22 protein-coding genes are annotated in these 23,299 nt (G+C 69.9%); 16 read left to right on the top strand and 6 right to left on the bottom strand.

Features of this window, described 5'->3' with window-relative positions:
- Positions 1-2: 2 nt before the first annotated feature.
- On the top strand, positions 3-1,406 hold the full coding sequence (locus ACFPQ9_RS01325; RefSeq protein WP_380845067.1) for a dipeptidase: 1,404 nt from the start codon (positions 3-5) through the stop codon (positions 1,404-1,406).
- Between the two features lie 156 nt (positions 1,407-1,562).
- Positions 1,563-2,507, top strand: a complete 945-nt coding sequence (gene nudC / locus ACFPQ9_RS01320; RefSeq protein WP_380845064.1) for an NAD(+) diphosphatase — start codon at positions 1,563-1,565, stop codon at positions 2,505-2,507.
- Between the two features lie 91 nt (positions 2,508-2,598).
- Here nudC and ACFPQ9_RS01315 read toward each other — a convergent pair whose 3' ends face one another.
- A complete protein-coding gene (locus ACFPQ9_RS01315; protein WP_380845061.1) occupies positions 2,599-2,841 on the bottom strand; it encodes a mycoredoxin in 243 nt (80 codons plus the stop codon).
- Positions 2,842-3,025: 184 nt separating this feature from the next.
- Between ACFPQ9_RS01315 and ACFPQ9_RS01310 the strand changes: the two genes are divergently transcribed.
- The 5 genes from ACFPQ9_RS01310 (at position 3,026) to ACFPQ9_RS01290 (ending at position 6,938) form a co-directional block, all read left to right on the top strand.
- Entirely contained in the window at positions 3,026-5,221 is a 2,196-nt protein-coding gene (locus ACFPQ9_RS01310) for an ATP-dependent DNA helicase UvrD2 (protein WP_380845058.1), read from the top strand.
- Between the two features lie 165 nt (positions 5,222-5,386).
- The gene (locus ACFPQ9_RS01305) at positions 5,387-5,713 is read left to right on the top strand and encodes a hypothetical protein (RefSeq protein ID WP_380845055.1); all 327 of its coding nucleotides are present in this window, start codon (positions 5,387-5,389) and stop codon (positions 5,711-5,713) included.
- A 175-nt stretch (positions 5,714-5,888) separates the two neighbouring features.
- Entirely contained in the window at positions 5,889-6,257 is a 369-nt protein-coding gene (locus ACFPQ9_RS01300) for a WhiB family transcriptional regulator (RefSeq protein ID WP_030947035.1), read from the top strand.
- Positions 6,254-6,577 carry a hypothetical protein gene (locus ACFPQ9_RS01295; protein WP_380845052.1) on the top strand — a complete coding sequence of 108 codons (324 nt, stop codon included), beginning with the start codon at positions 6,254-6,256 and terminating at the stop codon, positions 6,575-6,577. Before ACFPQ9_RS01300 ends, ACFPQ9_RS01295 begins: the two co-directional genes overlap by 4 nt.
- 139 nt (positions 6,578-6,716) lie before the next feature.
- Entirely contained in the window at positions 6,717-6,938 is a 222-nt protein-coding gene (locus tag ACFPQ9_RS01290; RefSeq protein ID WP_380845049.1) for a hypothetical protein, read from the top strand.
- Between the two features lie 83 nt (positions 6,939-7,021).
- Here the strand turns inward: ACFPQ9_RS01290 and ACFPQ9_RS01285 are convergent, their stop codons facing one another.
- Together ACFPQ9_RS01285 and ACFPQ9_RS01280 are read right to left on the bottom strand one after the other, a co-directional pair.
- On the bottom strand, positions 7,022-8,392 hold the full coding sequence (locus tag ACFPQ9_RS01285; RefSeq protein WP_380845046.1) for an ABC1 kinase family protein: 1,371 nt from the start codon (positions 8,390-8,392) through the stop codon (positions 7,022-7,024).
- Positions 8,385-9,539 carry a TOMM precursor leader peptide-binding protein gene (locus ACFPQ9_RS01280; RefSeq protein ID WP_380845043.1) on the bottom strand — a complete coding sequence of 385 codons (1,155 nt, stop codon included), beginning with the start codon at positions 9,537-9,539 and terminating at the stop codon, positions 8,385-8,387. Before ACFPQ9_RS01280 ends, ACFPQ9_RS01285 begins: the two co-directional genes overlap by 8 nt.
- A 401-nt stretch (positions 9,540-9,940) precedes the next feature.
- Between ACFPQ9_RS01280 and ACFPQ9_RS01275 the strand changes: the two genes are divergently transcribed.
- The 4 genes from ACFPQ9_RS01275 (at position 9,941) to ACFPQ9_RS01260 (ending at position 14,023) form a co-directional block, all read left to right on the top strand.
- Positions 9,941-10,537, top strand: coding sequence for a M48 metallopeptidase family protein (locus ACFPQ9_RS01275; RefSeq protein ID WP_380845040.1), 597 nt, complete (start codon positions 9,941-9,943; stop codon positions 10,535-10,537).
- Between the two features lie 270 nt (positions 10,538-10,807).
- Positions 10,808-12,556: a TerD family protein gene (locus tag ACFPQ9_RS01270; RefSeq protein WP_380845037.1), complete on the top strand. Its 1,749-nt coding sequence runs from the start codon at positions 10,808-10,810 to the stop codon at positions 12,554-12,556.
- 11 nt (positions 12,557-12,567) lie between these two features.
- On the top strand, positions 12,568-13,248 hold the full coding sequence (locus ACFPQ9_RS01265) for an AIM24 family protein (protein WP_030974882.1): 681 nt from the start codon (positions 12,568-12,570) through the stop codon (positions 13,246-13,248).
- 19 nt (positions 13,249-13,267) lie between these two features.
- Positions 13,268-14,023 (top strand): AIM24 family protein, encoded by a 756-nt coding sequence (locus tag ACFPQ9_RS01260; RefSeq protein ID WP_380845032.1) that lies wholly within the window; start codon positions 13,268-13,270, stop codon positions 14,021-14,023.
- 148 nt (positions 14,024-14,171) lie between these two features.
- Here the strand turns inward: ACFPQ9_RS01260 and ACFPQ9_RS01255 are convergent, their stop codons facing one another.
- Positions 14,172-14,693, bottom strand: coding sequence for an NUDIX hydrolase (locus ACFPQ9_RS01255; RefSeq protein ID WP_380845029.1), 522 nt, complete (start codon positions 14,691-14,693; stop codon positions 14,172-14,174).
- Positions 14,690-16,153 (bottom strand): zinc-dependent metalloprotease, encoded by a 1,464-nt coding sequence (locus tag ACFPQ9_RS01250; RefSeq protein ID WP_380845026.1) that lies wholly within the window; start codon positions 16,151-16,153, stop codon positions 14,690-14,692. The genes ACFPQ9_RS01255 and ACFPQ9_RS01250 overlap by 4 nt, the downstream gene beginning before the upstream one ends.
- 192 nt (positions 16,154-16,345) lie before the next feature.
- Between ACFPQ9_RS01250 and ACFPQ9_RS01245 the strand changes: the two genes are divergently transcribed.
- From ACFPQ9_RS01245 to ACFPQ9_RS01230, 4 genes are all read left to right on the top strand, one after another.
- On the top strand, positions 16,346-17,467 hold the full coding sequence (locus ACFPQ9_RS01245; protein WP_380845023.1) for an SDR family oxidoreductase: 1,122 nt from the start codon (positions 16,346-16,348) through the stop codon (positions 17,465-17,467).
- Between the two features lie 120 nt (positions 17,468-17,587).
- On the top strand, positions 17,588-18,049 hold the full coding sequence (locus ACFPQ9_RS01240) for a molybdenum cofactor biosynthesis protein MoaE (protein ID WP_380845020.1): 462 nt from the start codon (positions 17,588-17,590) through the stop codon (positions 18,047-18,049).
- Positions 18,050-18,184: 135 nt separating this feature from the next.
- Positions 18,185-18,349, top strand: a complete 165-nt coding sequence (locus tag ACFPQ9_RS01235) for a hypothetical protein (protein ID WP_380845017.1) — start codon at positions 18,185-18,187, stop codon at positions 18,347-18,349.
- A gap of 88 nt (positions 18,350-18,437) precedes the next feature.
- On the top strand, positions 18,438-19,535 hold the full coding sequence (locus ACFPQ9_RS01230; RefSeq protein WP_380845014.1) for a YlbL family protein: 1,098 nt from the start codon (positions 18,438-18,440) through the stop codon (positions 19,533-19,535).
- Between the two features lie 97 nt (positions 19,536-19,632).
- Here the strand turns inward: ACFPQ9_RS01230 and ACFPQ9_RS01225 are convergent, their stop codons facing one another.
- Positions 19,633-20,175 carry a PPA1309 family protein gene (locus ACFPQ9_RS01225; RefSeq protein WP_380845011.1) on the bottom strand — a complete coding sequence of 181 codons (543 nt, stop codon included), beginning with the start codon at positions 20,173-20,175 and terminating at the stop codon, positions 19,633-19,635.
- 166 nt (positions 20,176-20,341) lie between these two features.
- On the opposite strand from ACFPQ9_RS01225, the gene ACFPQ9_RS01220 reads away from it, so the two are divergent.
- A complete protein-coding gene (locus ACFPQ9_RS01220) occupies positions 20,342-23,299 on the top strand; it encodes a UPF0182 family membrane protein (RefSeq protein ID WP_380845201.1) in 2,958 nt (985 codons plus the stop codon).

Genomic DNA, 23,299 nt, shown 5'->3' with positions numbered 1-23,299 from the left:
CCATGAGCCAGACCCCGGACAGCGCCGTCCGCACGTACATCGGGCAGCACCGTGCAGCCTTCCTCGACGACCTCGCCGAATGGCTGCGCATCCCCTCCGTGTCGGCCCAGCCCGACCACGCGCCCGACGTACGCCGCAGCGCCGACTGGCTCGCCGCCAAACTCAAGGAGACCGGCTTCCCGACCACCGAGGTCTGGCCGACGCCCGGCGCCCCCGCGGTCTTCGCCGAGTGGCCCTGCGACGACCCCGAAGCCCCCACGGTCCTCGTCTACGGCCACCACGACGTCCAGCCCGCCGCCCGCGAGGACGGCTGGGACAGCGAGCCCTTCGAGCCCGTCGTCCGCGAAGGACGCCTCTACGCGCGCGGGGCGGCGGACGACAAGGGCCAGGTGTTCTTCCACACACTCGGCGTCCGCACCCACCTCGCCACCACCGGCCGCACCACCCCCGCCGTCCACCTCAAACTGCTCATCGAGGGCGAAGAGGAATCCGGCTCCACGCACTTCCGCGCCCTCGTCGAAGAGCACGCGCAGCGGCTCGCGGCCGACGCCGTGATCGTGTCCGACACCGGTATGTGGGCCGAGGACACCCCCACCGTATGCACCGGCATGCGCGGCCTCGCCGAATGCGAGATCCGGCTCCACGGCCCCGACCAGGACATCCACTCCGGCTCCTTCGGCGGCGCCGTCCCCAACCCGGCGACCGCCGCCGCCCGCCTGGTCGCCGCCCTGCACGACGACCACGCACGCGTGGCGATCCCCGGCTTCTACGACGGCGTCGTCGAGCTGACCGACCGCGAGCGCGAACTCTTCGCCGAGCTGCCCTTCGACGAAGCACGCTGGCTGCGCACCGCCAAGTCGTACGCCACCCACGGCGAGGCCGGCCTCACCACCCTGGAGCGCATCTGGGCCCGCCCGACCGCCGAGGTCAACGGCATCGGCGGCGGCTACCAGGGCCCCGGCAGCAAAACGATCATCCCGTCCTCCGCGATGGTGAAGATCTCCTTCCGGCTGGTCGCCGGACAGGACCTCGAGCACATCGAGAAGGCCGTCCACACCTGGGCCACCGATCAGATGCCCGCGGGCATCCGCAGCGAGATCACGTTCACCGGGGGCACCCGCCCGTGCCTGACGCCCCTGGACCACCCGGCCCTGCAGTCCGTCGTACGCGCCATGAGCCGAGCCTTCGAAGGCCCCGTCCGCTACACCCGCGAAGGCGGCTCCGGACCGGCCGCCGACCTCCAGGACGTCCTCGCCGCACCCGTGCTCTTCCTCGGCATCTCCGTCCCCTCCGACGGCTGGCACGCCCCGAACGAGAAGGTCGAGCTGGACCTGCTCCTCAAGGGCGTCGAAACCACCGCCTACCTGTGGGGCGACCTCGCCGCGAACTGGCGCCATGAGCCCTGAGCCACCGGACCCGTCCGGAGGCGCACCGCGCGCGGGGCACACTGGAGACGCCGCCCCGCACCGCCCAGCCCTGCCGCGACCGGGCGCCTCCCGTCCCGCATCCCGCCGATCCGCCCGCCGAAGCACACCGTTCCACTGGGGGAGTTGGAAGCACCCGTGACCACCTGGACCGACCACACCGCCGAACGACCCATCTCGCTCACCGCCCCGAGCGGCGTCGACCGCGCCGCCCACCACCGGCTCGACGAGGCCTGGCTCGCCGCAGCGTGGAGCCACCCCACAACCCGCTGCTTCGTGGTCTCCGGCGGCCAGGTCCTCATCGACGAGACGGCGGACGGGCGCACCGAACTCGTCATGACCCCCTCCTTCGAGGCCCCCCTCACCGAAGCCCACCGCTACTTCCTCGGCATCGACGAGGACGGCGTAAGCTACTTCGCCCTCCAGAAGGACGCCCTGCCCGGCCGCATCGACCAGTCCGCCCGCGCGGCCGGCCTGCGCGAGGCTGGCCTGCTGCTGTCACCGCGCGACACAGGACTGATGGTGCACGCCGTCGGCCTGGAGAACTGGCAGCGCACCCACCGCTTCTGCTCCCGCTGCGGAGAGCGCACCGTGATCGCCGCGGCCGGCCACATCCGCCGCTGCCCCGCCTGCGGCGCCGAGCACTACCCCCGCACCGACCCCGCCGTGATCATGGCCGTCACCGACGAGGACGACCGCATCCTCCTCGGCCGCCAGGTCCACTGGCCCGAGGGCCGCTTCTCCACGCTCGCCGGCTTCGTCGAGCCCGGCGAGTCCATCGAGCAGACCGTGCGCCGCGAGGTCTTCGAGGAAGCCGGCATCACCGTCGGCCAGGTCGAGTACGTCGCCAGCCAGCCCTGGCCCTTCCCGTCCAGCCTCATGCTCGGCTTCATGGCCCGCGCCACCTCCACCGACGTCGAGGTCGACGGCGACGAGATCCACGAAGCCCGCTGGTTCTCCCGCGAGGAACTGCGCGTCGCCTTCGAAGCCGGCGAGGTCCTGCCGCCGTACGGCATCTCCATCGCGGCCCGCCTGATCGAGCTCTGGTACGGCAAGCCCCTGCCCACGAGGAGCTTCGTCTGAGACGACCCGCGTCAGCGCCACGCGGACAGCACGAAGGCGGCCCCTGAAGCGCCTCAGGGACCGCCTTCCAAGGACCGCACCGACGGTGCGATCAGGCGCTGATCTTCTGCTTGACCTGAGCCAGCGACGGGTTCGTCATCGTCGAACCGTCCGCGAAGAGCACGGTCGGGACCGTCTGGTTTCCGCCATTCGCCTTCTCGACGAAAGCCGCGGACGCGGGGTCCTGCTCGATGTTGATCTCCGTGTACGCGATGCCCTCGCGGTCCAGCTGCTTCTTCAGCCGCTGGCAGTAACCGCACCAGGTGGTGCTGTACATCGTCACAGTGCCCTGCATGTCTCGCGCGCTCCTCTGATAGCTCGGCGGAACAGGTCGTCCAGAGAGGGAACGTACGCGACCGGGCCACCATTCCCACCCGGGGTATGCCCCCCACGTGACGCCTGCCGCATAAGTACGACAATCGATACCTGCCTGTGGACAACCGACACAGCCGTCCCCGGCGACCTGGCAGCATGGCCGTGTGACAGCAGCAACGCACTCCACCCTCTTCCCGCAGGCACCGGACACGGCCGACGCGGTGCTCGACGGGCTCGACCCCGAGCAGCGCGAGGTGGCCACCGCCCTGCACGGACCGGTGTGCGTACTCGCGGGCGCCGGCACCGGCAAGACAAGAGCGATCACCCACCGCATCGCCTACGGAGTCCGAGCCGGCATCCTCCAGCCCTCCAGCGTGCTCGCCGTCACCTTCACCAACCGGGCCGCCGGAGAGATGCGCGGCCGACTGCGCCACCTCGGCGCCGCCGGAGTACAGGCCCGTACATTCCACTCCGCCGCCCTGCGACAGCTCCAGTACTTCTGGCCGAAAGCGATCGGTGGCTCCATGCCCCGGATCGCCGACCGCAAGATCCAACTCGTCGCCGACGCGGCCGCCGCCTGCCGCATCCGCCTCGACCGCAACGAGCTGCGCGACGTCACCGCCGAGATCGAGTGGTCCAAAGTCACCCAGACCGTCCCCACCGACTACGCCCCCGCCGCAGCAAAAGCAGGCCGCGAAGCCCCCCGCGACCCTGCCGAGATCGCCCAGATCTACAACGTCTACGAGGACCTCAAGCGAGACCGCTCCGTCATCGACTTCGAAGACGTCCTGCTGCTCACCGTCGCGATCCTCCAGGACCGGCACGACATCGCCGACCAGGTCCGCTCCCAGTACCAGCACTTCGTCGTCGACGAATACCAGGACGTCAGCCCCCTCCAGCAACGCCTGCTGGAACTCTGGCTCGGCGAACGGGACAACCTCTGCGTCGTCGGCGACGCCAGCCAGACGATCTACTCCTTCACCGGTGCAACCCCCGACCACCTGCTCGACTTCCGCACCCGCCACCCCGGCGCCACCGTCGTCAAACTGGTGCGGGACTACCGCTCCACCCCCCAGGTCGTCCACCTGGCCAACGGCCTGCTCGCCCAGGCCGGCGGACGCGCCGCCGACCACCGCCTGGAACTGATCTCCCAGCGCGACCCCGGCCCCGAACCCGTCTACACCGAGTACACGGACGAGCCCGCCGAAGCCGAAGGCGCCGCCCGCCGCATCCGGGAACTCATGGACGCCGGCGTCCCCGCCAGCGAGATCGCCATCCTGTTCCGCACGAACTCCCAGTCCGAGGCCTACGAACAGGCCCTCGCCGACGCCGGCGTCCCCTACCAGCTGCGCGGCGCCGAGCGCTTCTTCGACCGGCCCGAAGTGCGCAAGGCCGGCATCGCCCTGCGCGGCGCCGCCCGCTTCGGCGGCAACGACAGCCTCCTCGACGACGCCGTCGACCTGCCCTCCCAAGTGCGAGCCGTGCTCTCGGGGGAGGGCTGGACCACCGAGCCACCGGCCGGCTCCGGCGCCGTCAGAGAGCGCTGGGAGTCACTGGCGGCACTGGTGAACCTCGCCCAGGACTTCGCCACCGCCAAACCCGGCGCCACCCTCGCCGACCTCCTCGCCGAACTCGACGAGCGCGCCAACGCCCAGCACGCCCCGACCGTCCAAGGCGTCACCCTCGCCTCCCTGCACTCGGCCAAGGGCCTGGAGTGGGACGTCGTCTTCCTCGTCGGCGTCGCCGAGGGCATGATGCCGATCACCTACGCAAAGACCGACGAGCAGGTCGAGGAGGAGCGCCGCCTGCTCTACGTCGGCGTCACCCGCGCCCGCCGCCACCTCCACGTCTCCTGGGCACTCACCCGCGCCCCCGGGGGCCGCCCCAACCGCCGCCCCAGCCGCTTCCTCGACGGACTGCGCCCCGGCTCCACCGCCACCGTCGGACGCGCCGCAGCCCACGGCTCCGGTGGCGTCGAGCGAGGATTCACCACCAGACCGGACGCCGCCCCGAGACGGACACAGCGCAGCCCGGCCCGCTGCCGCGTCTGCGGGCGCACCCTCACCGACGCCGGCGAGATGAAACTGATGCGCTGCGAGGACTGCCCGACCGACATGGACGAGGGCCTCTACGAGCGCCTTCGCGAATGGCGGGGCGTCCAGGCGCGGCTCAGTGGACAGCCCGACTTCTGCGTCTTCACGGACAGGACCCTGATGGCCATCGCCGAGGCGGAACCGACCAGTCCGGATGATCTGTCCCGCATCCCAGGAGTCCTCAAGCGCAAGCTCGACCGCTACGGAGCCGATGTGCTGGCCATCTGCGCAGGCCAGGAGCTTGAGCAGGGCCCGGACGGGGAATGACACGAACTCGTCGAAAAAATAGTTTGCGCATGCCCCAGCAATCCCCATAGGTTCTTAGCCACGGGAACGGAGGCCTTCTCGGAGGCCCCAATTCCGTGTTGTACTTGCATACCCGTCGGACTGGCTCACCCCAGTCCCCCGAGACGCCGAGAGGAGGCGAGTCCAGTGATCAGCATCAACGCCAGCTCCATCAGCAACGTCAAAATGACCGATCGCTCGGTCGTCGCCTCCCTGTGCATGCTCGGCGCCTCGAACCAGGGCACCGGTCTGTCCGGCATCCGTGCCGTCCGTCCGGCGTCCTCCGTGTCTCTGGCGGGTCTTCCCGTCCGTGAGCGCAATGAGCGACCGACCAAGGCACTGGAAGCGGCAGTAGAGGCAAAGGCGCAGGCCTATGCCTTTGCAGCGACCGGTGCCGGATTCCGGAAGCAGACGACGCAGCACCACCAGATGTGGGCCTTCCGTGGGCCAGAACCCTGGAGTGATCCAGCCTGACAGCCGATCAGGCCGGCGCCTTCAGGGCCGCGGAACCCCATCCGGGATCCGCGGCCCTTCTGTTTGTCCTCCCACAGGGACGACAGAGCGAAGGGGCCTCGGGACAAAGGAAAACCCGGTACCAGCCGCCACCCGGCCCAACAGGGCCGGAACGAACAGACGAGGAAAACCAACCGTGCAACTCGAAGCGCACGCCCCGTCAGTACCGCCCTCAGAAGCGATCCCCAAGCCCGGCCCCACGGAGGACACGACCTTGACCCCGCTCACTGCGCTCACCGCGCTCGACGACGCCATCGAGAACCTCGGCGTACCCGTCCCCTGCCGCTCCTACGACCCGGAGGTCTTCTTCGCCGAGTCGCCGGCGGACGTCGAGTACGCCAAGTCCCTCTGCCGCACCTGCCCGCTGATCGAGGCCTGCCTCGCCGGCGCCAAGGAGCGGCGTGAGCCCTGGGGCGTCTGGGGTGGCGAGCTGTTCGTCCAGGGTGTTGTCGTCGCCCGGAAGCGGCCGCGTGGTCGCCCGCGCAAGAACCCGGTCACGGCATGAACACCGCAGGCACGATCGACCGTCCCCTCACGCACGACCCCCAGAAGCAGGCCCCGATGAAGCCGTCCACCAACGAGCTCGCAGGCTCCGCGCCTGAAGACTTCACCACCAGTGGCGCGAACGACTCGCGTCAGAACAGGAACCGAGAGATGCAACTCATCCAAGAAGCCCTGGCACGTGCGCATATGCACGAGCGACAGCACGAGGCCGCGCGGGAACGCCGGGCCGTGCGCCTGGCGTCCGCGCGCCGGATGCAGCGCAGGGCCGAGCGCGCCTCGATGCGTGCTCGCCGTGCGCTGGCCATGGCGGTCATGCAGTAGCCCACGCCACCGCCATGCGGTCGCCTCCCGAGCGGGGAGGCACTGACTACACCCCGCGGGGGCCGGTCCGTACGAACGGACCGGCCCCCGCGGTGCGTTGTGCCCGGCGATCGGGAGGAGGCGGCGGTATCGTCGCCGCGTGACGAGTCGTTCCGGAGACAGTGACAGAGGCAGCGAAAACGGCGGCTCCACCACAGAGCCCCAGCCTCTCGTGTGTGCCCGATGCGGCACCGAGGCCCGGTCCCCGCAGCCCACGTGGACCTGCTCCGTGGAGAACGGCACCCGGCGCTACATCTGCGACACCTGCTCGCGGGAGAACCTCAGGGCGATCGAGGGGCGGCTGGATTCGGGCTGGTGGTAGGGCGGCGGTTGCTCCACCTTGGGGGCCTCCCCCCGCCCCTCCCCCCTCCCCGCCCCCAGCGTTTCCGCGCAGGCAGCGTCAGCTCACGCCTCCGCCGCCGACCCCTCCTCAGCGGTCGGCTCCTCCAGGACGAATCCTGGTAGCCACTCCTCCAGTTCCTCGCGTAGTCGTACCGTCGCGCCCAGCTGGCACAGCACCCCGATCGTGCTCAGCGTCACCCGGTGGATGAGGAGATACGCCGGGGGCAGGTTGAGCTGTTTGCCCAGTTGGTAGGCGGGGGAGCGGGGGTCGGCCACCCGTGCGGCCTGGCTGCGCATCCAGCCGCGGGTGAAGGTGAACTCGTCGATCTGAGCCGGTTCGATGATCGGCAGCAGGTAGTCCATGACGGCCTCGGGGTCCAGGTCGATGGACTCCTTGACGAAGCCCTCCTCGCAGAGGAGTTCGTAGACCGCTTCGGCGTCGCCGTCCAGGGTCATGCGCAGGGAGTCGCCGATGGGCGTCGGCAGGCCTCCCGGGAGACGGTCGACCGTGCCGAAGTCCAGGACGCCCAGTCGCCAGTCGTCCTCGCCGTCGGGGTCTGCCGGCAGGAGGCGGAAGTTCCCGGGGTGGGGGTCGGCGTGCAGCAGGCCGGTGCGGGCCGGGCCGGAGAAGAGGAAGCGGGCGAGGAGCTGGCCGGCGCGGTTGCGCTGCTCCTCGGTGCCGTCGGAGATCACCTCCGAGAGTGGGATGCCGTCGATCCACTCCGTGATCAGGACCTGTTCGCACTGATGGACCACCGCAGGCACGACGACGTCCGGATCGCCGGCGAACTCCTCCGCGTGGGCCTGCTGGGCCTGTGCCTCCAGGCCGTAGTCCAGCTCTTCCGAGACGCGGTCCTTGAGTTCGGCGATCAGCGGCTTGATGTCCATGCCGGGGATCAGCGGACCCAAGAGTCGGGCGAAGCGGCTCAATTGGTTCAGGTCGGAGAGCAGGGCCTCGCCGGCTCCCGGGTACTGCACCTTGACGGCCACCTCGCGACCGTCGTGCCACACCCCGCGATGCACCTGGCCGATCGAGGCGGCGGCGGCCGGCTTGTCCTCGAATTCCAGGAACAGGCCCTGCCAGTCCTCGCCGAGCCGCTCCGCCAGCACCGAGTGCACGGTGCGCGTCGGCATCGGAGGCGCCGCCTCCTGAAGCTTGGTGAGCGCCGCTCGATACGGGCCGGCGATCTCCTCGGGCAGAGCCGACTCGAAGACGGACAGAGCCTGGCCGAACTTCATGGCGCCGCCCTTGAGCTCGCCGAGCACCTTGAACATCTGCTCCGCGGTGCGCTGCTGCAGCTCGCGGCCGACGAGCTCCGCGGACTCGCCGACGATCCGCTTGCCGAGTCCCCAGGTTGCCCGTCCGGCGAAGCCGAGCGGGAGTGCGGCGAGCTTGGCGGTACGGGTGACCGCCTTGCGGGGAAGATCAGACATGCGCCCTCCAGGTCCCAGCGGGCCGCTCCGCGTCTGCCCTACGGCGTGACTCCTTCGACGACCGCTGCTCGGCCATTGTCTCGTGCCGCTCCTCGTCCTCGGAGGGGTGTTCTCCCTCACCTTTCTCCGCTGCGCCGCATGCGCATGTAGGACGCGCCCACACCGGCCGGGCCTGCCAGGTCAGACCGGGTAGTGACACTTCCCAGCGTGCACCCGCGCTGGACGGAACCCGGCCGTCCAGAAAAGCGAGGGCGTGCGCGGCGGCCAGACCGGCGACCGTGGTGGCCAGCGTGAGGTCGCAGGGCCGTACCTCGCGCGTCCTTCCCGAGCCCGAGCGCCACTGCGCGACCAGCCGGGGCCACGCCGGGTCCCGATCCGTACGCCCCTCGTTCAGACAGCCGGCGCAGCCGGTCTCGCCGGGCAGTACGAGCGGGCCCACCATGCCGGTTCCCTCCACGACACCGGCGTACAGGTGGGGCGTGCCGGAGGAGACGAGGGGTTCGGCGGTGGAGGGGGAGGGGGCGTGCACGGCGACGTCGTCGCGGGGCGCGATGATCACCAGGGAGTGGCCGGTGGTCTCCTCGCCCGGGGGTGAGTGGGGGCCGCGGCGTGGTGGGCGGCCGGGTGCGCAGCGGCGTGCGGTGCGTCGCGCGGCCTCGTCCCTGCGGTCGCCTACGGCATCCGCGGGCAGTCCGCCCGGTGCCACGTCCCAGGGCTCGACCCGGCCGACGTCGCGTACGTCGATGTCGCCCACCCCGGCTGCCGACAGCAGCGAGGCCACCATCGAGCCCACCCGGCCGGCGCCCTGTACCTGCACACGCAGTGAGCGGCGGGCGGTCAGGCGGCTCATCGCCTCACCGGGTTCGGACGTGGTCAGGGACAGTGAGGCCAGATCGGGGCGCAGCCGGTCCAGTACCTCCTTCTTGTGGCGAAGGGCGTCGCCGGCCGGGCCGCCGCCCTTCGCGTCGTCGAGCAGTCCGGCCCCGGCCAGGCGTCGCACCAGCCCGTCGACATGACCGTCCGGCAGGTCCATGCGACGGCCTTCCTCGCGCAGCAACTCCAGTCCGCGTGTGCCGTTCAGCAGATCGAGGAAGCTGCCCGTCGCCGTGTCCATCGGTCCCAGCGTCAGTGCGTGTGCCGGAGTCATCCCGAATTGCACGGTGTTGAGGTCGCGCCAGCCGCGCCTGAGAGACGGCTTCACCAGCGGAGCCCGTGGAGCCCGTGGTGCTCGTGGAGCCCGCGCAGTCCGCGGAACTCGTGCAGCCCCTGGAGCCCGTGCAGCTTGTGGAGTTGAATTGGTTGAATTGGTCGAATTCCCCGCATACATGAACTGGCCCCCGTAGGCGTCATGGAACATCCCCGTATGTCGGGGAAGCTTGGTCGCAGCTTCGCCGACGACTTTCAGCATGCCCTGATGCGGCGGCCGGTGCCGAAAGTTGTCCACAGGCAGTGGATATTCGTCGTACAAATCAAACGCATGGTGGGGGATCGGGATCGAACCGTCCCGGAGTCGGGACTTCCCCCATGTGCAACGGGTAACGTCGGGGCGTGTCCGCCGACCCACTGCACCGCGCCGGAACGCCACAGCGCAGTACGACGAGCCCGCCGACGAGCGGCTCGGGGGCGAGCGCGATCGAGGTCCGCAGGAGCGCCCGGCGCCGCCGGACGGTCTCGGCGTACCGCGAGGGCGATCGCACCGTCGTGCTCATCCCTGCCCGGATGTCCGAGGCCGAGGAGCAACGCTGGGTCAACGTCATGCTGGACAAACTGGCCGCCCAGGAGAGCAAGCGGGTCATCGGGGACGCGGAGCTTGCGGAGCGGGCCGAGCGGCTGTCGGACCAGTACCTGGACGGCCGTGCTCACCCCAACTCGGTGCGCTGGGTCACCAACCAGAACACCCGCTGGGGTTCGTGCACCCCGGCCGAGGGCAGCATCCGGCTTTCGCACCGGCTGCAGGGCATGCCCGAATACGTCGTCGACTACGTTCTCCTGCACGAACTCGCGCATCTGCTGGTGCCCGGACACGGGCCCCGTTTCTGGCGGCTGTTGGAGGCGTATCCGCGCACCGAGCGGGCGAAGGGCTACCTCGAAGGCGTGGTCGCCGCCGAGCGATTGCCCCATCTGCCCGGCGCGCGCGGCGAATGAGCCCGAAGGGGCCGGCCGCGGGGCCGTTCCGTTCTCCGACGCAATCGATGAGGCAGTTCGTGAGACGGTCCGTGCGGTAGCCCATGAGGCGGCCAAGCGGTCCATAGGGCGGGTTCATGGGGCGGTTCATGAGGCAGCCCGTGGGCAGTGTTTCCGGTTCGACGGGGCGCGGGTTGTGTACCGGGTCTGTACCGGCTTCGTCCGATGTCCGAGTTTGCCGTTAGCCTGGCGCGACGCACTTACATTCGGGATGGGGGACGGTCGTTACGCATGGCCAGGGAATTCCAACGCGGCCACAAGGCCAAGATCAGTGACCTCACCGCGGGCACGGATCTGTACGTAGGGGTACAGATCGCCGCCCCAGGGCTGAGCTTCGACATCAGCTGCTTCGGTCTCGACGCCGACGAACGGCTCTCGGACGACCGCTATTTCGTCTTCTTCAACCAGCCGAAGTCCCCCGAGGAGTCCATTCAGCTCCTCGGCACCCAGGCCGGTGACACGGAGTCCTTCCGGGTCACGCTCGACAGGATCCCCCCGCAGATCCAGAAGCTGTCCTTCACGGCGACGATCGACGGCGCCGGACAGATGTCGCAGATCAGCCCCGGATACATCCGTATCGTCGCCGGTGGCGAGGAGGTGGCCCGGTACGCCTTCAACGGCTCGGAGTTCACCACCGAACGTGCCGTGATGCTGGGCGACTTCTACCTGAAGGACGTCTGGCGGTTCGCCGCCGTCGGCCAGGGCTTCGACGGCGGTCTCGAGGCGCTGCTGAAGAACTTCGGTGGCGAGGTCGCCGAGGACGAGGCGCCCGCCGCCCCGCAGCAGCCCCAGGCCGGTGCGAATCCCGGCTTCGCGCCGCCCGCCCAGGCCGCCGCGCCGCCCGCGTTCGGCGCCCCTGCCGGAGCTCCCGCTCCGGCCCCGCAGCCGCCCCCTCCGGCGCCCGCACCGGCCCCGGCCGCACAGGGTTTCGCGCCCCCGCCGGGAGCCACCCCGCCCCCGCCGGGAGCCACCCCGCCCCCGCCGAGCCCGGCGCCCTCGGTGCACGCGCAGCCGACCATCATCGCGCCCATGACGCCGCCCGGAGGCACCCCGCCGCCGCCCGCCCCGGCGCCCGCGCCCTACGGCCAGCCGGGGCAGCAGCCGTACGGCCAGCCCTCGGCGCCGCCGCCTCCCGGCTACGGCTACCCTCAGGCGCCCGCGGCACCCCAGGCGCCGCAGGCCCCGGCCCCGCCGCCCGGCTACGGCGGCCAGCCGACCCCGCCCCCGGGCTACGGCCAGCAGCCCCCCTACGGGCAGGTCCCGGGCCAGCAGGCGCCCTACGGAGCCCCGCAGGGTGCCCCGCAAGGCGCGCCCCAGGGCCCCGGCGTCGCCGCCGCGCTCCAGCAGTTCAAGGAGACGCCGACCGGTCAGCGCTGGACACAGCAGAACAAGAAGATGGTCCGCGTCGACCTCGGCATCGGCGGACAGCCCGTGCTCGCCCGGCAGGGCAGCATGGTGCTCTACCAGGGCAAGGTCGACTTCAGCTACAAGGGCGCCGGGTTCGCCGGCCGGATCGTCGGCAACGCGACCGGCCAGGAGATGCAGCTGATGCGCTGTTCCGGCCAGGGCCAGGTCTTCCTCGCCGAGAACAACTCGATGGTGCACCCCATCGAGCTCCAGGGCGACGGCATCTGTGTCTCCGCGGAGAACGTCCTCGCCTTCGACGAGGGCCTCCAGTACGAGGTCCGCCGCATCGAGGGGCACGGCATCCCCGGTGGCGCGCTGTTCACGATGCAGTTCACGGGCACCGGCACGATCGTCGTCAAGACGCACGGCACGCCCGTGGTGCTGCCGGTGACGCCCACGACGTTCGCCGACTGCAACGCCGTGGTCGCCTGGTCGTCCGCCGCCCAGGTGGTCGTCTCCAGCCAGGTCCGCATGCGCCGCAACGCCTACCCCGGCGACACCGGTGAGAGCGTGAACCTGCAGTTCCGGGCCGCTCCCGGCAACTTCATCGTCGTCCAGCCGTACGAGATCTGAGGGAGCCCGTCATGAACCAGCCACTCGCGGGCTACGCCCCCGCACCTGTCACCGCCCGCATGGAGAACCACGGCAACCACATGCTGAAGGTCGCCATGCAGACGGGCAACGACCTCCTCGCGCGCGTGGGCTCGATGGTCGCCTACGAAGGGTTCGTCCAGTACGAGCCGAACCCGCCCGCCGTGCGCCAGATCGCCAAGGACTGGATGACCGGCGAGGGCGCGCCCCTGATGAAGTGCTCCGGCGACGGACTGCTCTACCTCGCCGACTACGGCGCCAACGTCGTCGTGATCAACCTCAACGGCGACGGCATCTCCGTCAACGCCACCAACCTGCTCGCCTTCGACGCGCATCTGACGTGGGGCGTGGAGCGGGTCAAGGGCCTGGCGAAGTTCGCCGGGCAGGGCCTGTGGAACACCAAGATCTCCGGGCAGGGCTGGGTCGCGCTGACCTCCCGGGGCAAGCCGATCGTCGTCGACTGCGGCGGCGGCGAGGACGAGACGTACGTCGACCCCGACGCGCTCGTCGCCTGGTCGCCGAACCTCAAGGTGAAGGGCAAGCGCAGCTTCAAGGCGCAGTCACTCATCGGCCGGGGCAGCGGTGAGGCCTACCAGATGGCCTTCTCCGGCCAGGGCATCGTCGTCGTCCAGCCCAGCGAGGACAGCACCGACCGTCTCCGGGTCCGGGGCTGAGGGGGAGCGAGAGAACGCCATGCAGAGCCCGATTTTCGCCTACAACGACCAGCAGACCCAGGACCGCTGGAGCCTGCAGAACAAGCAGATGCTCCGCGTCAACCTGGAGGGTCACGACGACATCCTCGCCCGCAAGGGCACGATGGTCGCCTACCAGGGACTCGTCGAGTTCGACGCCGAGTACCAAAGCAACCAGCAGTCGCGCTCGCGCGCCCACACCGGTGAGGGCCTCGACCTCATGCGCTGTCACGGACAGGGCACGGTCTACCTCGCCAACCTCAAGCAGCACATCCATCTGATGGACGTCGACCAGGACGGGCTGACCGTCGACAGCAGCTACGTGCTGGCGATGGAGTCCTCGCTGCACCACGAGGTCATCGCCGTGGACAGCCTCTACGGCATCTCCGGCTCGGGTAAGTACCAGCTCAACATCACCGGCCGCGGCAAGGTCGCCCTCATGACCTCCGGCATGCCGCTGATGATGACGGTGACGCCCGACAAGTACGTCAACTGCGACGCCGACGCGATCGTCGCCTGGTCCACCGCGCTGCGGGTGCAGATGCAGGCCCAGACGCACTCCTCCGGGGTGTGGCGGCGCCGCGGCAACACCGGTGAGGGCTGGGAGCTCAGTTTCATGGGCTCCGGCTACGCGCTGGTTCAGCCCAGCGAACTGCTGCCGCCGCAGAACGCCCAGATCGGCTCGGGCCTCGCCGCCCAGTACGGCATGGGGCAGCAGGGGGCGCGGGGGCAGAACCAGGGCAACGTCTGGAGTTGACGGCCGCGGACTGCGGGGCTGAGGGGCGCATTTCGGCTGCGGGCCGTGTGTGGCTGGTCGCGCCCGCGCGGCGGAGCCGCAAATCGATGCAGCCCCGCGCCCCTGGAGCCGGGGCTGCGCCCCGCTCCAGGGGCGCAGCCCGACCTTCTCAGGCCGCCAGCCGCGCTTGCGTCGCCTCCAGCAGACGTACGACCGACTCGTCGGCCACATCCGCCACCTCGTCGTAGGCGAACCAGCGCAGGTCCAGGGACTCGTCGCTGATCGCCTCCACGGCGCCTGCCGGGGCCAGTGCCGCGTACTGGACATCGAGGTGCCAGGCGCACGGTGTGTGATGGCGGTCCAGGCGGACCGGGCCGCCCGGCAGCAGGGACAGCCCCGCCACGCCTGACTCCTCGGTCGCCTCGCGCAGGGCGACCGCCGCCAGCGTGTCGTCGGACGGCTCGCAGTGGCCGCCCATCTGAAGCCACATCCGCAGCTTCTTGTGCAGCGTCAGCAGCACCCGCCCGCGCGTGGGGTCGATCACCAGCGCGCTCGCCGTGATGTGCCCGTCGCCGCAGACCTTCCACATGCCGTCCGGGTGCGTCTCCAGATGCTCCAGATACGTCCGGCGCAGCTCTTCCTGGTCCTCGTACCCCTTCAGCACGAGGACCGCGTCGTCGTACAGGCTCACTCGGTGCCGTCGCCCTTTGCGTCGTCGCCCTTGGAGCCGTCGTCCTTGGAGTCGTCGTCCTTCTTCAGGTTGGGCTTCTCGCCGGCGCCGCTCGCCGCCTCGCCGAGCATCTTGTCCAGCTCGGAGAAGTCGATCTGCTCGCGGTGCACGAAACCGTCCGGGTCGTCCAGGTCGCCGGCCGTCGGCAGCATGTCCGGGTGGGCCCACAGGGCGTCACGGCCGTCGACACCGCGCGCGTCCGTGAGCGAGGCCCACAGGCGGGAGGCGTCACGCAGGCGCCGCGGGCGCAGCTCCAGACCGATCAGCGTGGCGAACGTCTGCTCCGCCGGGCCGCCCGAGGCACGCCGGCGGCGCAGCGTCTCGCGCAGCGCGTCGGCGGACGACAGACGGGGCTTGGCGGCGGCGTGGACCACCGCGTCGACCCAGCCCTCCACGAGCGCCAGAGCCGTCTCCAGACGGGCCAGGGCCGCCTTCTGCTCCGGGGTGTCCTCCGGCTGGAACATGCCCTGCTGGAGCGCGTCCTGAAGCTGCTCGGGATTCTGCGGGTCGAACTGGCCGACCACGTCCTCCAGCTTGGCGGTGTCGACCTTGATCCCGCGCGCGTAGCCGTCGACAGCGCCGAACAGGTGCGAGCGCAGCCACGGCACATGCGCGAAGAGGCGCTGGTGGGCGGCCTCGCGCAGGGCGAGATACAGCCGCACCTCCTCCTTCGGCACGCCCAGGTCCTTGCCGAACGTCTCGATGTTCACCGGCAGCAGCGCGGCCTTGCCGGCCGGGCCGAGCGGCAGGCCGATGTCGGTGGACCCGACGACCTCACCCGCGAGCACGCCGACGGCCTGCCCGATCTGCGTGCCGAACATGGCGCCGCCCATCGAACGCATCATGCCGATCAGCGGGCCCGCCATGGCCTGCATCTCCTCCGGCAGGACATCGCCCATCGCGGTGCCGACGCGCTCCGCGACCGGGTCGACGAGCTCCTGCCACGCGGGCAGGGTCGCCTCGACCCACTCCGCGCGGCTCCACGCGACGGCGGTGCCCGCGCCGGACGGCAGCGACGTCGCGTCGTCCAGCCACAGATCCGCCAGGCGTACGGCCTCCTGGACGGCGGTGCGCTCGGACGGGCCGACGCTCGCGTCCTTGGTGCCGTCCGCGGTGCCCTGGGAGACCGTCTGGCGGGCGATCTGCTTGGCCATGTCCCAGTTCACCGGGCCGCCCTCGTACGAGAGCATCTGCCCGAGCTGCTGGAACGCGGCCCCGAGGTCGGTGGGGTTCAGCGAGCCGAACATGGCTGCGAACGGATTGTCCGCACCTCCTCCCATGCCTCCGGCGCCCGGCAGCCCGAAACCGAACGGGTTGGCCGGGCCCTGACCACCACCGCTCTGCTGGTCCTTCTTCTTGCCCTCGTCGCCGTCTTCCGGCTCCTCCGGCGGAAGGCCGAATCCGAATGGGGTGTCACTCACGGGATTCCTCGGCTTGTAAGGCCACCGGCTGGCGCCGGCGGCACGACTGCCCGATAACACCACCCAGCGTAGACACCGCGAGCCGATCGGGCCTCGGTGCTTCGCCGACTCTCGGCCTGCGGCAGGATGGATGCCACCTGGTACGTACGCGTCACTCGCGTTCGTACTAAAGACAACCGCTGGAGACGCCCGGTGAGTTCCCCTGATCCGCAGGTTCGCGCAGCGCGAAACCAGTCAACCCCGCACGCCGCGCGCGGCGTGCGCGGACCCGTCGTCGCGGTGACCGGTGCCGCGTCCGGGATCGGCGCGCTGCTCACCGAGCGGCTGGTCGCGTCCGACGAGGTCAAGCAGGTCATCGCCATCGACGAGCGGCGCGGTGACTGCGCCGCCGCGCAGTGGCACATCCTGGACGTACGGGACCCTGCCATCGCCGAGAAGCTGCGCGGCGCCGACGTGGTCGTGCACCTGGCGCTGGACCTGGATCTGGAGACGGATTCCGCCGCGCGGACGGCATACAACGTTCGGGGGACGCAGACCGTCCTGACAGCCGCCGCGGCGGCCGGGATCCACCGGGTGGTGCTGTGCACCTCCGCGATGGTCTACGGCGCGCTCGACGACAACGAGCTGCCGCTGTCCGAGGACGCCGAACTGCGGGCCACGGCCGAGGCGACCGGCGTCGGAGACCTCCTGGAGATCGAGCGCCTCGCGCGCCGGGCCCCCAGGGCCCACCCGGGACTCAATGTCACCGTCGTGCGCCCCGCCGTGCTGGTGGGCGGCACCGACACCGCGCTGACCAGGTACTTCGAGTCGCCCCGGCTGCTCGTCGTCGCCGGATCCAGGCCCGCCTGGCAGTTCTGCCACGTCGAGGACCTGTGCAGCGCGCTCGAGTACGCCGTCCTGGAGAAGGTCGAAGGGGAACTCGCCGTCGGATGCGACGGCTGGCTGGAGCAGGAGGAGGTCGAGGAGCTCAGCGGCATCCGGCGCATGGAGCTGCCGTCGGCGGTCGCGCTGGGAGCGGCGGCCCGCCTGCACCGCATCGGGCTGACGCCGTCCCCGGCCGGGGACCTGGCCTACACGATGTATCCCTGGGTGGTCAGCGGCAGCCGGCTGCACGACGCGGGGTGGCGGCCGCAGTGGACCAACGAGGAAGTTCTCGCGGAGCTGCTGGAAGAGGTCTCCGGTCGGCACACGGTCGCCGGGCGGCGACTCGGCCGCAAGGACGCCACGGCGGCCGGCGCGGCGGGAGCGACGGTGGCCCTGCTGGGCGCGGCGGCGGTGGTACGGCGGGCGCGGAAGGCCAGGCGGCGGATCTGACCGCCGCCCCGCTGCGCGCCCTGGAGCGGGCCGAGCTGTAGGAGGCTCCAAGGCCGCACGCGTGTGTGCCGGGCGATGACGCTATTCCCCGTCCTCGCACGCGTGGGGCACGATGGAGCCATGGCACCTACCAACGATCACCCCGGTGAGCAGGGCGCTCAGGATCCCGTCAAGCTCATCGCCATTCGCGAGACGGCCCTCTCCCTGGACGAGGTCTTCCGTGCCGTCGGGGACGACGCCGCCGGTGGGACCGCGCTGTTCGTGGGCACCGTGCGCAACCACGACGAGGGTGCCGACGTCGACGAGCTCGGGTACTCGTGCCACCCCAGCGCCGAGGCCGAGATGCGGCGGATCGCCGAGAAGGTCGTCGCCGAGTACCCGGTACGGGCGCTCGCCGCGGTCCACCGGGTCGGGGACCTCAAGGTCGGAGATCTCGCGGTCGTCGTCGCCGTCTCCTGCCCCCACCGCGGCGAGGCCTTCGAGGCGTGCCGCAAGCTGATCGACGACCTCAAGCACGAGGTGCCGATCTGGAAGCACCAGAAGTTCTCGGACGGCACGGAGGAGTGGGTCGGCGCCTGCTGAGGGCCCCCTCCCGAGCCCCCGCCGGCCCCGTCCACCCCACTCGGCTTGCGTAACCGCACCCCTGGCGTGAGCGTTGTCAGTGCCAGTGGTTAATCTGCTGATCAGTCGGTCACTCATTGGGGATGGGAGGACGGCATGGCGGCGCTCGCCTGGTTGCTGATTCCGCTCGTGGCTGCGGTCATCGCCGGCCTGTGGGGCAGTTGGGCCAACCGGACCCGCAAGGCGCGGGGCGACGGCCCGGAGCTCGACGGCTACGCACGCTTCCGCGCGGCCATGGAGAAGCCTTCCTCCCGCACATGATCGCTGCATGATCGCCCAGCACATGATCACGAAGTCGGGTTCGCGGCCCTGACGGGGCTCTGACAGGACCGTCACGTACTGTCTTGGCATGCCACGCCGCACCGCGACGATGCTCGCCTCCACCTTGATGCTGATCGCGCTCCTGTGCGCGGGAGTGTTCATTCCCGTGCCGTACGCGGAGATGTCCCCGGGGCCGACCGTCAACACCCTCGGCGATCACGACGGTGAGCCGGTGCTGCAGATCTCCGGGCGCAGGACCTACCCGACGAGCGGGCATCTCAACATGACCACGGTCCGGGTCACCAGCGCCGACTACAAGATGAACCTGGTCGAGGCCGTCTACGGCTGGCTCGCGCACGACAACAAGGTCGTGCCGCACGACACCCTCTACCCGGACGGCAAGACCGAGGAGCAGTCCACCCAGGAGAACGCCGAGGAGTTCAGCCAGTCCCAGGAGAGCGCCAAGGTCGCCGCCCTGAAGGCGCTGGACATCCCCGTGCAGAGCTGGGTGATCGTCTCCACCGTCGTCAAGGGCACCCCGGCCGAGGGCAAACTGCACGCCGGTGACGTGATCAAGGCCGTCGACGGCAGGACGATCAAGGAGCCCGGGGACGTCGCCGAGCTGGTGACCAAGCACAAGCCCGGACAGGACGTCGTCTTCACGATCGTCCCCGCCAAGGAGCAGGCCGCCGCGGAGAAGGAGCGCCGGACACCGACGAAGACCGAGAAGGTCACCATCAGGACCGCCGAGTCCACCGACACCGGCGACAAGCGCGCCATCGTCGGGATCTCCGCCGGGACCGACCACACCTTCCCGTTCAGCATCGACATCAAGCTCGCCGACGTCGGCGGCCCCAGCGCGGGCCTGATGTTCTCGCTCGGCCTCTACGACAAGCTCACCCCGGGCAGCCTCACCGGCGGCAGGTTCGTGGCCGGCACCGGCACCATCGACGACGACGGCAAGGTCGGCCCCATCGGCGGCATCGAGATGAAGACCATCGCCGCGCGCGAGAAGGGCGCCCGGTACTTCATGACGCCCGCCGACAACTGCGCGACCGCCGCCAGAGACGTGCCCGGCGGACTCACCCTCGTCAAGGTCGACACCATCGACGACGCCCTCGGCGCTCTGAAGGACATCCGCTCCGGAGCAACTGCCGACCTGCCGAAGTGCACGACCAAGGGCTGAGAAACAGGCATCCGTACGACGGCGGGGGCGCCCCTCACACCGAGGGGCGCCCCCGCCGTCGTAGTACCGGAAGAGCAGGAAGCCGTACCGGAGGACCTCAGTCCTCGAAGGTCGCCTTCAGCGCTTCCGCCAGGCCCGGGACCAGGTCCGGGCCGGTGAGGACCTCCGTCGGGGTGTCCTTCTCGCGCAGGCGCAGGGCCGACTCGCGGGTGCCGTCGCGCAGGACCGCGACCGTCATACGGACCTCCTGACGGTCCGGGTGCTCCGCCACCCACTTCGTGAGCTTGGCGTCACTCAGGCCCTGCGGGACCTGCGCCTCGGCGGACGGTGGAAGCATCAGACGCTCCACCGTGAGCGCGCAGCCGGCCACCGCGTCGGGCCAGGCGATGGTGCCGAGGAACTCGTCGAGCTGCTTGCCCGTTGGAAGTTCGTCCTGCTCGATCGGGGTCAGGCCGGAGGACTCCTCCTCGTCCCCCAGGCCGAGCTGGGCGGCGAGGCCGGGTTCCTGGACTCGCAGCCGTGCGGTGTCGACGAGGGCGAAAAGGCGGGCGGGCTGGTCCCAGCCGAGGCCGGAGGCGTACTCGTCGATCTCGAGGACGGCCCGGGTCAGCGGGTTCGCAGCCATGGGAGTGTTGGACATGGTCACAATCCTCTCTCGTTCCTGGCCGGAATCGGGAACCGAGTAAACGGTGAGTAAGTTGCATAGGTGTGGGCCCGCGATCACGGGGGGCCACGAGGGGTCCACGAAGACGCGGGCCTGACGAAGACCAACAGCGAACTTCGGGGTGCGAACCTTGGCTTTCCAGATGCCGGACCGCGGCGGAGGCCCGACCGGGCCACGGATCAGAGTGGGACGCCCGTCCCGGCGTGTCCGGACCCTGCTCATGACACTGGGCGTACTCGCCGTCCTCGGCATGGCCTTCACCATGTTCGCGGGGTTCTGGACCGACTGGCTCTGGTACCGGTCGGTGAACTACTCCTCGGTGTTCACCACCACGCTGTGGACGAAGATCGGACTCTTCTTCGTCTTCGGTCTGTTGATGGCCCTCGCCGTCGGCTTCAACATCTGGCTGGCCCACCGGCTGCGTCCGCCGCTGAGCGCCATGTCGATGGAGCAGCAGAGCCTCGACCGCTACCGCATGGGCATCGCGCCGTACAAGAAGTGGCTGCTGCTCGCGATCACCGCGCTCGTCGGCCTGATCGCCGGCGCCTCCGCCTCCAGCCAGTGGCGGACCTGGCTGATGTGGGTCAACGGCGTCCCCTTCGGTGAGAAGGACCCCCAGTTCCACCTCGACGTCGGCTTCTACGCCTTCGACCTGCCCTGGTACCGGTTCCTGCTCGGCTTCGGCTTCGCCGCCGCGATCCTCTCCGTGATCGCCGCCGCGCTCACCCACTACCTGTACGGCGGGCTGCGGATCACCAGCCCGGGCGCGCGCGCCACGGCCGCCGCCACCGGTCATCTGTCGGTCCTCATCGGCATCTTCGTCGCCCTGAAGGCGGTCGCGTACTGGCTCGACCGGTACGGACTGGCCGTGAAGTCCAGCGACTTCAAGGCGACCGACAACTGGACCGGCCTCAGGTACGTCGACGCCAACGCCTATCTGCCGGCCAAGACGATCCTGTTCTGCATCGCCGTCATCTGCGCGCTGCTGTTCTTCGCCACCCTGTGGCGGCGCACCTGGCAGCTGCCCGTCATCGGCTTCGGCCTGATGGTGCTCTCCGCGATCCTCATCGGCGGCCTGTACCCGGCGATCGTGCAGAAGTTCCAGGTCCAGCCCAACGAGCAGGCCAAGGAAGCGCCGTACGTCGAGAAGAACCTCAAGGCGACGCGCGACGCGTACGGCATCGACGGCACCCAGGTCACCGAGTACCCGGGCACCAGCAAGACCGAGGACAAGACGAAGCTGCGCGACGACGTCGACGCCACGGCGAGCATCCGCATCCTGGACCCGAACATCGTCTCGCCCACGTTCCAGCAGCTCCAGCAGATCAGGAACTACTACGCGTTCCCGACCAACCTGGACGTCGACCGGTACGCCAAGGACGGCAAGGACCAGGACACCGTCATCGGTCTGCGTGAGATCAACCTCAACGGCATCCCGAAGCGGAACTGGATCAACGACCACTTCCGCTACACCCACGGCTACGGCGTGGTCGCCGCCGAGGGCACCAGCGCCGACTCCCAGGGCCGGCCGGACTTCACCGAGTCCGACCTGCCGTCCAAGGGCGACCTCGGGACGTACGAGCAGCGGGTCTACTACGGCGAGAAGACCACGATGTACTCGATCGTCGGCGGTCCCCAGAAGGAGATCGACTACTCCGACGACAGCGGCGAGAAGACCTACAGCTACAAGGCCGACAGCGGCGTAAGCCTCTCCAACCCGGTCAACCGGGCCGCGTACGCGGTGGCGTTCGGCGAGCCGCAGATCCTGTACTCGGGCGCGATCGGCGACGGTTCGCGCATCCTGTACAACCGCACGCCCAAGGAGCGCGTCGAGGCGGTCGCCCCGTGGCTGACCATCGACGGCGACGCCTACCCGGCGGTGGTGAACAACCGCATCCAGTGGATCGTCGACGCGTACACGACGACGAACGGCTACCCGTACTCGTCCCGTACGACCCTCGGTGACACCACGGCCGACTCGCTGACCGCCACCAACGACAACCGCGCGGTGGTGGCCCAACAGAACCAGGTCAACTACATCCGCAACTCGGTGAAGGCGACGGTCGACGCCTACACCGGCGAGGTCAAGCTCTACCAGTGGGACACCAAGGACCCGGTCCTGAAGACCTGGATGAAGGCCTTCCCGGGCACGGTGGAGTCCAAGAGCAAGATCTCCAAGGATCTGATGGATCATCTGCGCTACCCGCAGGATCTGTTCAAGGTCCAGCGTGAACTGCTCACCCGCTACCACGTGAAGGACGCCACGACGTTCCTCAGCGGCAGCGAGGTCTGGCAGGTGCCGGACGACCCGACCAACAAGTCGGGCAGTGCGACACCGCCGTACTACCTGAGCATGAAGATGCCCGACCAGGCGGCGCAGGCGTTCTCGCTGACGACGACGTTCACGCCGAACGGCCGGGACAACCTCAGTGGCTTCATGGCGGTCGACGCCGAGGCGGGCACCAGTGACTACGGCAAGATCAGAATTCTGAAACTGCCGACCAACACCACGGTCAACGGTCCCAGTCAGGTCCAGAGTCAGTTCAACTCCGAACAGGACATCGCCGAGACCATCAGGCTCCTCAGAGGCGGCGACTCCGAGGTCGAGTACGGCAACCTGCTCGCGGTGCCGCTCGACGGCGGACTGCTCTACGTGGAGCCGGTCTATGTCCGCGGTGGTGGACTCAAGTACCCGCTGCTGCGCAAGGTGTTGGTGTCCTACGGCGGCACCACCGCCTTCGAGGACACCCTCGACGAGGCCCTGAGCAAGGTCTTCGGGGCGGAGGGCACGACCACCCAGCCACCGGACGAGGGCGACGACGACGGCGGCACCACACCACCGCCGACGTCCAACAATCCGACGGTCCAAGAAGCGCTGGACGACGCTCAGAAGGCCTTCGAGGCCGGCCAGGACGCCCTGAAGAAGGGCGACTGGGAGGCGTACGGCAAGGCGCAGAAGGATCTGGAGGACGCGCTCAGGCGCGCCGAGGACGCGCAGTCGCAGCCCGACAAGACCGGCGGCGGCGCGGGCAGCGGCGGTGGCGCGAGCGCGAGCCCGAGTGCGAGTCCCAAACCGAGCGGCAGTCCCTCCGGAACCTAG

The sequence above is a fragment of the Streptomyces coerulescens genome (assembly GCF_042657965.1).
Classification (GTDB): Bacteria; Actinomycetota; Actinomycetes; order Streptomycetales; family Streptomycetaceae; genus Streptomyces; species Streptomyces coerulescens.
This window is presented reverse-complemented; position numbering and strand designations above follow the sequence as displayed.